10 protein-coding genes and 1 tRNA gene are annotated in these 12,127 nt (G+C 38.3%); 2 read left to right on the top strand and 9 right to left on the bottom strand.

Annotated features, from left to right (window positions below):
• Positions 1 to 53 precede the first annotated feature (53 nt).
• Positions 54 to 1,376 (bottom strand): fumarylacetoacetase, encoded by a 1,323-nt coding sequence (fahA, locus tag H4J50_RS16750; RefSeq protein WP_108456975.1) that lies wholly within the window; start codon positions 1,374 to 1,376, stop codon positions 54 to 56.
• A 350-nt stretch (positions 1,377 to 1,726) separates the two neighbouring features.
• Between fahA and H4J50_RS16745 the strand changes: the two genes are divergently transcribed.
• A complete protein-coding gene (locus tag H4J50_RS16745) occupies positions 1,727 to 2,701 on the top strand; it encodes a rhodanese-related sulfurtransferase (protein ID WP_182257427.1) in 975 nt (324 codons plus the stop codon).
• A 154-nt stretch (positions 2,702 to 2,855) separates the two neighbouring features.
• Here the strand turns inward: H4J50_RS16745 and H4J50_RS16740 are convergent.
• The 7 genes from H4J50_RS16740 to H4J50_RS16710 form a co-directional block, all read right to left on the bottom strand.
• Positions 2,856 to 2,931 (bottom strand) — tRNA-Phe (locus H4J50_RS16740).
• 348 nt (positions 2,932 to 3,279) lie between these two features.
• Positions 3,280 to 4,575: an inorganic phosphate transporter gene (locus tag H4J50_RS16735; RefSeq protein WP_182257426.1), complete on the bottom strand. Its 1,296-nt coding sequence runs from the start codon at positions 4,573 to 4,575 to the stop codon at positions 3,280 to 3,282.
• A gap of 9 nt (positions 4,576 to 4,584) precedes the next feature.
• Positions 4,585 to 5,265, bottom strand: a complete 681-nt coding sequence (locus H4J50_RS16730; protein ID WP_182257425.1) for a TIGR00153 family protein — start codon at positions 5,263 to 5,265, stop codon at positions 4,585 to 4,587.
• A 185-nt stretch (positions 5,266 to 5,450) separates the two neighbouring features.
• Entirely contained in the window at positions 5,451 to 6,155 is a 705-nt protein-coding gene (gene phoU, locus H4J50_RS16725; protein WP_182257424.1) for a phosphate signaling complex protein PhoU, read from the bottom strand.
• 29 nt (positions 6,156 to 6,184) lie between these two features.
• Positions 6,185 to 7,009, bottom strand: a complete 825-nt coding sequence (pstB, locus tag H4J50_RS16720; protein ID WP_182257423.1) for a phosphate ABC transporter ATP-binding protein PstB — start codon at positions 7,007 to 7,009, stop codon at positions 6,185 to 6,187.
• Positions 7,010 to 7,106: 97 nt separating this feature from the next.
• Positions 7,107 to 8,744 (bottom strand): phosphate ABC transporter permease PstA, encoded by a 1,638-nt coding sequence (pstA, locus tag H4J50_RS16715; RefSeq protein WP_182257422.1) that lies wholly within the window; start codon positions 8,742 to 8,744, stop codon positions 7,107 to 7,109.
• 15 nt (positions 8,745 to 8,759) lie between these two features.
• Positions 8,760 to 10,889 carry an ABC transporter permease subunit gene (locus H4J50_RS16710; protein WP_182257428.1) on the bottom strand — a complete coding sequence of 710 codons (2,130 nt, stop codon included), beginning with the start codon at positions 10,887 to 10,889 and terminating at the stop codon, positions 8,760 to 8,762.
• A gap of 318 nt (positions 10,890 to 11,207) precedes the next feature.
• Between H4J50_RS16710 and H4J50_RS16705 the strand changes: the two genes are divergently transcribed.
• Entirely contained in the window at positions 11,208 to 11,636 is a 429-nt protein-coding gene (locus H4J50_RS16705; RefSeq protein WP_108456981.1) for a CBS domain-containing protein, read from the top strand.
• A 119-nt stretch (positions 11,637 to 11,755) separates the two neighbouring features.
• Here H4J50_RS16705 and H4J50_RS16700 read toward each other — a convergent pair.
• Positions 11,756 to 12,127, bottom strand: a 372-nt coding sequence (locus tag H4J50_RS16700) for a protein adenylyltransferase SelO family protein (RefSeq protein ID WP_182257421.1), incomplete at its 5' end; no start/stop codon positions are given.

Here is a 12,127-nt window from a genome sequence, read left to right as displayed (position 1 = left end):
TGCATATGGAGCTTTATAGAAAATTAAAGTGTTTTCCTATTAGGAACTACTTTTTAATCAGCAGCTAAAATTGTTGCACTTACTTCACCAAAACCAATACGTGCTGCTCCTGCTTTTTTACACCAACCTTTCATGATTATCGCATCACCATCTTCTAAAAAGGTACGCGTTTCACCGTTAGGTAAAGTAATAGGCTCAGAGCCTGCATTAGATAATTCGAGCATTGAGCCAGCTTCTTCAGGTTTAGCTCCTGATTGCGTTCCGCTACCAAACATATCACCTGCACGTAAATTACAACCGTTAACCGTATGATGAGCTACCATCTGCGCTACAGTCCAGTATGAATCTTTAAAGTTTGATTGCGATAACTGTACTGCTTTTTGTCCAGCGTTACGCATAGCTTCAGTTTCAATTAGAACCTGTAGACTTAAATCTAAAGAGCCAAAATCTCGGTTTTTCTGTGACTCCAAGTAAGGCATAGGTTGAGGATCAGCTTCATCACGTGTCCAAGCGGCACGATAAGGCGCTAATGCTTCTGAGGTAACAATCCATGGAGAAACCGTTGAAGCAAAACTTTTTGATAGAAATGGTCCTAAAGGCTGATATTCCCAACCTTGAATATCACGAGCAGACCAATCATTGAATAAACACATGCCAAACACATGATCTTCAGCGTTTTCAATACTTATAGGTGCGCCCAAGTCATTACCGTTACCAATAAATATACCGACTTCCATTTCATAATCTAAACGTTTACATGGACCAAAAGATGGCTCTGTTGCTGTCGGCGCTTTTGTTTGCCCTTTAGGACGTTTAAAATCATTACCTGAAACTTCAATTGAAGAAGAGCGACCATGGTAGCCAATAGGAACCCATTTATAATTTGGTAACAACGGGTTATCAGGTCTGAATTTTTTACCAACCGATGTAGCATGATGAATTGAAGTATAAAAATCGGTGTAATCCCCAATTTGACATGGCAAGGCATACTCAACATCAGCCTGAGCAATCAAACATGAAGTAAGCTTCGATTCAAGCGCTGAACCTTGTGTTAATGCTTGTGATAAAGCTTGGCGTAAAGCACTCCAGAATTGCTTACCCATTGACATAAAGTCATTTAGTTGCGAATCACAACATTTCTCTAACGCTAGTTGAGCATCACCATCAAAAATAGCTAATTCAAATAGCGCTTTTAAATCTATTACTTGATCACCAATAGCTACACCTGCTCGAAATGCGTCGTTGCCGCCTTTTATTTTAAAACTAGCAAAAGGTAGATTTTGAATTGGAAAATCGCAACTTTCAACATTAGCAGATGCTACCCAACTGATTAAAGCTGGGTTATGTGTTTCATTCAGTAAATTGGTGTTAGACATGGGCTAAACAACTCCAAAAAATAGGTAAATTACGTGTTTGCTTTTCACACGATTAAAAAGGCAATGTGCAATATTATAACAAGCGATCTGATAAAGGCTATGCCAAGAGAATATACTTGATAAACAACTGTCAACAATATGTTGCAGGCACCAGTTTACAGCCATATTACGCTGTGCATAAATAAAGTTAGTCTTAAGACTTTTAGGCCAGAGCCACATTTGGTAGAATGCTCGCGCTTTATCATCAGACGATAAACAAACACTTCACCTTGCAGGGTTCGTATGGTGAATTTACTTTCAATCTATAGCTCCTGACTTACTATCAGGCTCGCTCAATGGGTCAATAAAACATGAATAACATCACTGTTTGTGCATTATATAAATTTGTACGTTTAGAAAATTTTGAAGCAATTAAGCCGCAATTACAAAAAGTAATGGAAGACAACGCAGTTAAAGGCACTTTACTTTTGGCGTTAGAAGGCATAAATGGCACTATAGCGGGGACACAAGCCGGCATAGACACCGTATTAGCTTTTATTAATAGCGACAATCGCTTATCTGGCGTATCAACGAAGTCTTCGTTTCATCAAGAAAATCCTTTTCAGCGTACAAAAGTTAAATTGAAGAAAGAAATTGTTACCATGGGTGTTGAAGGTATAGACCCAACTCTTACTGTTGGTACTTACGTAAAACCTAAAGATTGGAATGCACTAATTTCTGATCCAGAAGTTTTATTAATAGATACACGTAATGATTATGAAGTAGAAATTGGTACTTTTGAAAATGCGATCAATCCAAACACCGAAACGTTTCGAGAATTTCCTGATTATGTGGCAAAAAATTTAGATAAAAACAAACATAAAAAAGTCGCTATGTTTTGTACCGGCGGTATACGCTGTGAAAAATCAACAGCCTACTTGAAAGAGCAAGGATTTGATGAGGTTTACCATTTAGAAGGCGGTGTTTTAAAATACCTTGAAGAAGTGCCCGAGCAAGAAACTAAGTGGCAAGGTGAATGCTTTGTTTTTGACGCCCGCGTTGCAGTCAACCATAGCTTAGAGCGTGGCAAATATGATCAATGCTTTGCTTGTCGCTACCCAATTACTGACGAAGAAAAAACCAGTGAACATTATATTCAAGGAGTAAGCTGCCCACGATGTTTTGATAAATACACTGATGAACAAAAAAGTAGCTTTCAAGAACGTGAGAAACAAATCAATCTAGCTAAAGCACGTGGTGAAGCTCATATTGGTGGCGAAATAAAACAAGTCATTGCCGAGCGAAGAGCAACTAAAAGCGCGATTAAACAAGCGCAGAAAAAATAACTTTCTGATGTATCCCAACACGTTAAATAAAATACCTGCTGAATGAGCGGGTATTTTTTTGTTTAAAAAACGGTTCAAAAAACTTTCAAACGCGTAAAAAGAAAAAGCCTTAACATTTGACTGTTAAGGCTTTAATTTTTTTACTGCAAGTATATGGTGCCTTGACCCGGAATCGAACCAGGGACACGAGGATTTTCAATCCTCTGCTCTACCGACTGAGCTATCAAGGCACTGTCTTTAATGAAATAAATATTAAGTAATAATAATTATATCTCGAAAGAGGCGACATAATATCGAGATTTAACCTTACCCGCAAGCCATTTTGTTAGTTAACCTTAACCAACGTTGATAATGAATTGAGTTAGCCTAAAAAAACAACGACTAGGCGATTACTCAATCAGTTTATATCCGAGGCATAATATAATGCCCTCTGCTGAAACTAACAGATATAGGGGCGTTATAAGCGCTATCATCAATAAGAAGTTGTTCTGTATCAATAGTTAACATTAGAAAAACTGTGACCATAAAAAAAGCCAGTATCAATACTGGCTTCATTTAAAGTTTATTTAGCTGCTGTATTAACTAAATATCGCTTTCATGATCCAGAAGAAGATAATTGAAAGACCAGCACCTATAGGTAAGGTAATTACCCAAGAAATAACAATGTTACGAACAACGCCTAAGTTAATCGCTGCAATACCACGAGCCATTCCCACACCTAACACCGCACCAACAAGAGTTTGTGTAGTTGAAATTGGTAAGCCAGCGCCAGAAGCAATAACCACTGTACATGCTGCTGCTAACTCAGCGGCAAAACCACGACTTGGTGTTAAGTGCGTAATGCCTTTACCTATCGTGGCAATAACACGATGGCCAAACAATGCTAAACCAGCAACGATGCCAAAACCACCCAATGGTAATATCCACCATACAAGGCTAGCTTTTTTGGCTATTTCACCACCGTTATCAACAATACTTACAACCGCCGCTAGTGGCCCTATAGCATTAGCTACATCATTTGAACCATGAGCAAAGGCCATACAACATGCGGTAACAACCATTAGTACGGCAAACACTTTCTCAACGTTAGCGTAATGAGTTGTTTTATCGGCTTTATCATCAAACTTAAGGCGTGTAACAAAGTACTTACCAATAACAGCAACGATAATAGCAACGATTATAGCCAAGTAATAACCACCAGCACCTGCTACTTCAAAATTGTAGAAACCAACATCGATATTATCTAAACCAATGTGCTTTAAACCTTTTTTAATGGTAACTAGTGATAAAACAAAACCCGCTAAAAACATATAAAACGGTACATATCGTTTCGCTTGCTCTAATGGTTTGTCAGTATCGAATATTAACTTTTGAGCACTGTTAAATATAATAAAAGCAATAACACCTGAAATTAATGGTGTAACAACCCAGCTGCCAACAATACCACCAACTTTGCCCCACGCTACAGTATCAGGGCTTATGCCTATCGCAGCAAAACCAATAATCGCACCAACAATAGAGTGAGTTGTTGAAACAGGCCAACCTAAGATAGAAGCCACTAATAACCAAGTTGCTGCAGCCAATAGTGCTGAAATCATACCAAAAACTAAAAGCTCTGGAATGTCGACAAACAACGCAGGGTCAATAATGCCCTTTCGAATGGTTGATGTTACTTCACCACCGGCTAAATATGCACCAGCAAATTCAAAAATCATTGCGATAATGATAGCTTGTTTAATCGTTAATGCTTTTGACCCAACCGATGTTCCCATTGCATTAGCAACATCGTTAGCGCCTATGCCCCATGCCATAAAAAAACCTACGACAGCGGCGATCATGACTAACGTAGAGCCATGTGATAGTAAAATTTCCATGAGTTAGCCCTATTTTCTAGCCAAAAGAATTTCTAAACGTGCGCCAACACGTTCGGCAAGATCAGCTAAATCGCCAACCCAATCGATGATTTGATATAAAAACATTACATCTACGCAATTTAAATCTTTTTCAATATTTAATAGTTCTTTACGCAGTTTAATTTGCATACCATCTGTTTCATCTTCAATTTCGTCAAGTTGACTGATCATTTTAGTGACTAATTCAACTTCACGACCACGAAATCCAGTTTCTAGTAGGTCATCCAGTTCATTTATTGCGTCAGCAGCTTTTTCAGCAGCGTCGATGCTACGTGCTACATAAGCAATGAACTGTTCTTGTAATACGGTAGGAATGGTTAATTTGCGACCAAAGATACGTCCAGCAATATCTTTTGCGCGATTGGCAATTTTGTCTTGTTGAGATAATAACTCGAGTAAATCAGCACGATCAACGGGCATAAACAAACCACCCGGAAGCTCTAATCGAATTTGACGTTTTAAGTCATCAGCATCACGCTCTAACTTAGAGATTTTAGTACGCATTTTACCTGCGGCACTCCAATCTTCTTCAGTAACTGCTGCGAAGAAAGGTACAAGTTGACTACAACATTTGTGTACTATTCGAATGTGTTTTTCTAATGGTTTAATTGGCGATTTTGCAAATATACCAATAATTGAATTTCTGGCCATAATTAATTTCCAGGAGCTTATGCTCTTTATTTTTATTCGCCGCGGATATTAAAGCATTTGAAAATTAATTCAAAGGCTTTATAACAAGATTACGACTGTTGATAGAATGATTAGTTATTATCACTTCACTTAAAAGTATATACCTTATTGGCTAAGTAAAAGCTAATTACGCAAAACATTTTGTTTTAAGACAATGATTCAAAATCTTCCGGTGTTGTGTGACGAACCGATTTGCCTTTAACAAAATAGATAATATATTCACAAATATTTTGACAACGGTCACCAATTCGCTCTAATGCGCGAGCTGACCATATAACACTCATTATTTGAGGGATAGAGCGAGGGTCTTCCATCATATAGGTCATCAGTTGGCGCATCAGTGCTTCATACTCACGATCTATTTTATCGTCACTTTTATGCACTTTCACCGCAGCATCAAAATCCATTCGGGTAAATGCGTCTAAGGTCGCTTGTAAAAAAGTTAAAACATGGCGACCTAAGTTATCCAAATTTGACAATAGATCTTTATGCTTACCCGAAAAACTCTCTAACGTAACATTAGCAATTTTTCCAGCTTCATCACCAATACGTTCAAGATCCGTTATTGTTTTAACAATGGCCATCACCAAGCGTAAATCGCCTGCAGCCGGCTGACGTTTAGCGATAATGCGCGTACATTCATCATCAATACTAACTTCAGCATTATTAATAAGGTAGTCGTTACTTAGCACTTTTTTTGCTAATGCTTCATCAGCGTCACATACCGACGTTAATGCTTCAGCTAATTGCTTCTCGACTAGCCCCCCCATGTGCATAACATGGTTAATAATACGTTCTAGATCTTCGTTAAACTGGCCAGAAATATGACGGCCAACATTTAATTTATCCACGGTAAAACCCTCTGTTTATCGGCTATTTATTAACCGTAACGGCCAGTAATGTAATCTTCTGTTTTCTTCTTTGTTGGTGTAGTAAATAAGGTATTTGTATCACTGTATTCAATCAAGTCACCCATATACATAAACGCCGTTTGGTCTGAAACCCGGGCCGCTTGTTGCATATTATGCGTCACGATAACGACAGTAAATTGTTTCTTCAAATCGTTTATTAACTCTTCAATCGTTAATGTTGAAATAGGATCCAATGCAGATGTTGGTTCATCTAACAATAACACCTCAGGTTTAATCGCTATAGCTCGAGCAATCACCAAACGTTGTTGCTGACCACCAGAAAGCCCTAAAGCACTTTCATGTAACCTGTCTTTTACTTCATTCCATAATGCCGCGCTTCGCAATGCGTTTTCAGCCGCTTCGTCTAATACTCGGCGGTTGTTCTCACCCATAATACGTAGACCATAAACCACGTTTTCATAAATGGATTTTGGAAACGGATTAGGACGCTGAAACACCATACCTACTTTACGACGTAATGCCGCCACATCAGTATGACGGTCATAAATATTTTCGCCATGTAAGTTTATTTGGCCAGTGATTTTACAAATATCAACCAAGTCATTCATGCGATTAATGCAGCGTAACAAGGTCGATTTACCACAACCACTCGGCCCAATAAATGCCGTTACTTGGCCTTTCGGGATCGACATTGAAATATTTTGCAATGCCTGTTTGTTACCATAATATAAATCCAGGTTCTTAATCTCTAACGCTATTTGCTCTGGCGAAAGGTTATTAAGATCAAGCTTAACATTTTGATCTGATAAAATTTTTGGCGTAACAGAAATCATAGTGTTCTCTTTAAATCTTATTCAATAGAGGGGCATTTATACCCGTTCATTTTTTAATTATGTCAATTTTCTTAATCTTGCTTTTTTGCAATGAATATTAATGCTCTAACATACGATATTTTTCTCGTAAGCGGTTTCGAATAGAAACTGCTGTTATATTCAAAGCAACAATAATGGTCACCAATAATAGAGCCGTGGCATATACCAATGGTCTTGCGGCTTCAACGTTCGGACTTTGAAAGCCTACATCGTAGATATGGAAACCTAAATGCATAAACTTGCGATCTAAATGTAAGAACGGAAAGTTGCCATCAAGTGGTAAGTTAGGTGCCATTTTTACGACACCAACGAGCATAAGTGGTGCTACCTCACCTGCTGCTCGAGCAATAGCTAAAATAATACCCGTCATAATGGCCGGACTGGCAATTGGTAAAATAATACGCCATAACGTTTCAGCTTTGGTAGCGCCTAACGCCAAACTGCCGTGCCGCATTGCTGAAGGAATACGTGATAGCCCTTCTTCTGTTGATACAATAACGACAGGTAAAGTTAAAATGGCTAACGTAAGTGCTGACCACATAACCCCTGGCGTACCAAATGTTGGGCTAGGCAATGTTTCAGCATAAAATAATTGGTCTAAACTGCCGCCTACCATATAAACAAAGAACCCCAAACCAAACACACCGTATACAATTGAAGGTACACCTGCCAGGTTAATTACCGCTATACGTAAGAGTTTGGTCAAGGCGTTATTACCCGCATATTCATGTAAATAAATAGCCGCTACCACACCTAAAGGTGACACAATGACTGTCATCAACAACACCATTAACACCGTACCAAATATTGCTGGGAATACACCACCTTCGGTATTCGCCTCGCGTGGGTCATCACTAACAAAAGCAACGATTTGGCTGAGAAATATTTTAACTTTTGCAAAAAGGCTCAGTTTATTATTAAAGGTAACGTGTAGTATGTCTTCAAAATTAATAATAACTTTTTGACCATCCATAGCGCGCATAACAATTTGGTCGCGAGATATTTTTTCACGTAGCGACATTAACTGCTTTTCAAGTACTTGATAATCTGCTTTTAATTCGGCTACGTTAACTTTGAACTGCTGTTCTAATTCAGGAGTCAGCGTATCATCAAGGTTATGTTTACGTTCCTTTAAACGGATGCGTTCAATTTGATAATTAATCGCACCAATGTCTGAAGTTTGTAGAGTCTCAATTTCATCTTGAAAATCACTTACTCGCTCAACAAGCTCAGCCATTTTGTTCTGACCTACGGGTGCACCATCAAGGATAATGTCTTCAATATAACCATAAAAATTACCATGAGTTCTGCGCTCTATTACCACAAGCTCTTCTGGTAAAGAGGTTTTATTAATTTGAGGTACTAATATCCAGCGAAAATCTAAACTAACAAGCTCGCGATTACCGGTCTTAATTAAAAGTCGCTCGATGGTTTCTGCAGATTTATCTATATCAAGATTTAAATGCACTAACTGTGTAACCGGTATGCTTTCTCTATCGTAAATTTCACCAATAACCGTTAAAGGCTGACCTTGCTCATCAGTCATATCAAACTGATAAATATCTGCTGGCCAGAAATAACTTAAACCACGTGATGCAATTAACCACAATAAACCTAAAACCGATATCAGGCTTATACTTACACCACCTGCTGACAACCACACCCAAGGCGAGCCAGACTTAAACCAATTATTCATACTTTCTAGCCTTCCTTACATTGAGCTATATTTTTCACGCAAACGCTGACGTATAAACTCAGCAAGCGTGTTAAATACAAACGTAAATACAAATAAAACAAATGCTGCCAAGAATAGAATTCGATAATGGGAGCTACCGACTTCAGATTCCGGCATTTCAACAGCAATATTAGCTGCCAGTGTTCGCATACCTTGGAAAATACTCCAGTCGAGAATTGGGGTGTTTCCTGTAGCCATTAATACAATCATGGTTTCACCAACAGCGCGTCCTAATCCCATCATAACGGCAGAAAATATGCCTGGACTTGCCGTCAGTAACACAACTTTAATCAGGGTTTGCCATTGTGTGGCTCCTAACGCTAATGAACCACTGGTTAAGTGCTTAGGAACACTGAATATGGCATCTTCAGCCATAGAGAATATCGTTGGTATAACCGCAAACCCCATCGCAATACCAACAACTAAAGCATTACGTTGATCAAAATCAATGCCTAAATCATTAGTAATAAACTGCCTAACATCACCACCAAACATATACAGTTCAAGTACCGGAGATAATGCGAATGCAGCATAAGCGGCAATGAGAATAGCGGGTATTAGTATAATAGGTGCCCATGTTTCAGGAATACGCGTTTTCGTTTCGCGCGGTAATTTATGCCATGCGAAAGCGGTTATAAATACGGATGAGGGAATAAATATTAATAACAAAAATATAGCAGGGAGATAAATTTCAATAATTGGCGCTAACCAAAGTCCAGCCAAAAAGCCTAATATAACCGTAGGTAATGCTTCCATCATTTCAATGGTTGGTTTAACTTTTCTGCGCATACCTGGCGTCATAAAATATGCGGTATATATAGCAGCGGTTAACGCAATAGGTACGGCAAATAGCATTGCATACGTTGCAGCTTTAATGGTACCGAAAGAAATTGGCACTAAAGAAAATTTACCTTCAAAATCATCTGAGCCAGAGGTTGATTGCCAAATAAACTCAGGCTCTGGGTAACCTTCATACCAAACTTCTTGCCAAAGTGCTTGCCATGTAACTTCTGGGTGTTCATTTTCAACCGCGTAAAGTGCTAATTGGTTGTCATAAAACAACACTAACCCATCAGCACGGGGGGCAATAGCAAATGCTTGAGCATTTCCTTGATGTAGCTGACCACGCCATAAATCAGCTTCACTGGTGGTATAAAACATCCCCATTTCACCCGAGGGTGTTTCGGTATAAAAACTTTTGCGAAATTGCTCTGTATAAATGGCACTCACAGGCTCGTTTTCACTGACATTAAATCGTCGAATTTCTTTAAATTCGCGCCCTTGATCTGTTGCCACTTCAAACCATTGGCTTACTGAACCATTATCATCACCTAATAAAATTGAGCTACCACCAGATAATAACGCCATAGCGGTAATATGGTTTGGAGTCGATTTGTTTTGCGACAGCTGAGGAATAATCGTTGCTTTTAGCTCAGCTTCTTCGTCATCTAATGAAAACACGGCAACTTGGTCACCTTGTCGAACAAATACCATTGCTAAATCAGGTGAGACTAAAATATCGTTAATCACCTTGGCGGTGTAGTCAATTTCTTCATATTGCGCATCAAAGGCAGTGTCATAACTGAAGTCATCTTCGGCGAGTAAAGTAGTTTTAATCAGACGATTATCAGCTGTAAAGCCAACGAAAACGGCCTTTTCATCATCCATAGCAAACGATAGTTTACTAAAAGAACCGCCTTGTTCATCAAGAGGTAAATAGTCTTCACCTAGTGGATATCGAATACTTGGAACAATAACTCTTTCACCACTATCAAAGTTAGCAAAAAAGTTTGGTACAACAAGCTGAACATTTCCAGCACTATCAAGTAATAACTTTTGCTCTTGACCGATATTGACCAGTTGCTTGATGCTAATACCGTCATCAGTGAGTTGCTCTGATAATATTTTATCACCCGCTTTATACCCGCCACCATCAACTAATTGATAAAAGTTGATAAAGCCTTGTTCTGTAATGCTATAGGCCACCTCTTTTAACTCATCAACCCCGGTTGCAAGAATACGACTTTGGTCACTAATAACAAATTGAGCCGTAGGTTCAACTTTTGCAGATTCAAAAATAGGTTTTATTACGTATAGTAAATACATGAATATTAGTACTAAAGTAAATAAAACACTGATACCGCCTAAGGTGATCACCCATTTTGCTAATGAATTTTTCACTTTGCGATAATTTGCTGATTTAGAAGCAATGGCCACTTAAAAATACCTTTAACTATGATGATTTTTATAACTGAAGCGATTATAAAACACCAACATGACAGTTTTGTGACAAGGCGTTTTTAGTTACCCATTGGCAAAGTAGCGGCCTGAAATAAAACAGGCACATCGTTATTTTTTGTTATGGTATGATTTATAAAAGTAAGGTGATTTTTCCAACTGTATATTTGTGGTGAGGATAAAAGCATGATAATTAGTCAAATAATGAAGAGAGATTTAATAACATTAGATATGGATGACACTTTAGAAACAGCTAAAATGTTGTTTGAAAAAAATAATATGCATCACATTATGATCCAAAACAAATCAACATTAGCTGGCATTATTACTGACCGCGATTTATGGAAAAATTTAAGTCCAACTGTTGGCACCCGCAACGAAACCGCACAAGATAGTTTTTTAATGAATAAAAAGGTGCACTTGATCATGTCTCGAGATTTGATCACAGCAACACAAGATACCAGCCTTACTGAAGCCGTGTTGTTATTCCATGATCATAAAATATCTTGCCTCCCAATAGTTGATGAAAAGCAGCAAGCAATTGGTATTATTTCTTGGCGAGATATTATTAAGCTTATTGCCCTACAATATCGTCAAAAATTAAAATCGAGTTAACTGCCTTAACATTGTTGAGTGTTGTTCAGGCAGCAAACTTGTTAATCAATGTTTGTTTAACAAGCTTCGATTCATCAATCTAAGTTAATCGTTATTGTAAGTACAACCCGTAGCAAAAACTACGAACTGCAAGACAACATTGAACAACCGGCCTTATGCCTAGCCCATTCAGGCCGCTTTCCCGCAAATTTTTCAAACGCAGGTTGTTCATCATAAGGATTTGTTAGCACTTTTTGTAATTGCTGCAATAATGAATAATCTTGCTTTTCAGCTAACTCAATAGCTTGCTGCGCTAAGTAATTTCGTAGAACATACTTAGGATTAACCTTATTCATGGCTTCGCTAATGTCAACACGCGTTCTTGCGCCGTTATTTCGAAGTTGAATGTAGCGTTCTAACCAAGAAGTTAAGCTTGCTTTATATTCCGTCGTTATTTCATTCTCATTATAAAAGCACACCATTAAGTGGCTCAACCATAAAGAATTATCATC

Origin of the sequence: Colwellia sp. 6M3 (assembly GCF_014077595.1) — a bacterium.
Classification (GTDB): Bacteria; Pseudomonadota; Gammaproteobacteria; order Enterobacterales; family Alteromonadaceae; genus Cognaticolwellia.
Note: the sequence above shows the minus strand (reverse complement) of the source record. Positions and strands in the feature narration are given on the sequence as shown.

What these genes read in the sequence shown, in the direction of transcription:
- fahA (WP_108456975.1), bottom strand. Translation starts at nt 1,376, where the DNA reads ATGTCTAACACCAATTTACTGAATGAAACACATAACCCAGCTTTAATC.
- H4J50_RS16745 (WP_182257427.1), top strand. Translation starts at nt 1,727, where the DNA reads ATGAATAACATCACTGTTTGTGCATTATATAAATTTGTACGTTTAGAA.
- H4J50_RS16735 (WP_182257426.1), bottom strand. Translation starts at nt 4,575, where the DNA reads ATGGAAATTTTACTATCACATGGCTCTACGTTAGTCATGATCGCCGCT.
- H4J50_RS16730 (WP_182257425.1), bottom strand. Translation starts at nt 5,265, where the DNA reads ATGGCCAGAAATTCAATTATTGGTATATTTGCAAAATCGCCAATTAAA.
- pstB (WP_182257423.1), bottom strand. Translation starts at nt 7,009, where the DNA reads ATGATTTCTGTTACGCCAAAAATTTTATCAGATCAAAATGTTAAGCTT.
- pstA (WP_182257422.1), bottom strand. Translation starts at nt 8,744, where the DNA reads ATGAATAATTGGTTTAAGTCTGGCTCGCCTTGGGTGTGGTTGTCAGCA.
- H4J50_RS16710 (WP_182257428.1), bottom strand. Translation starts at nt 10,889, where the DNA reads ATGTATTTACTATACGTAATAAAACCTATTTTTGAATCTGCAAAAGTT.
- H4J50_RS16705 (WP_108456981.1), top strand. Translation starts at nt 11,208, where the DNA reads ATGATAATTAGTCAAATAATGAAGAGAGATTTAATAACATTAGATATG.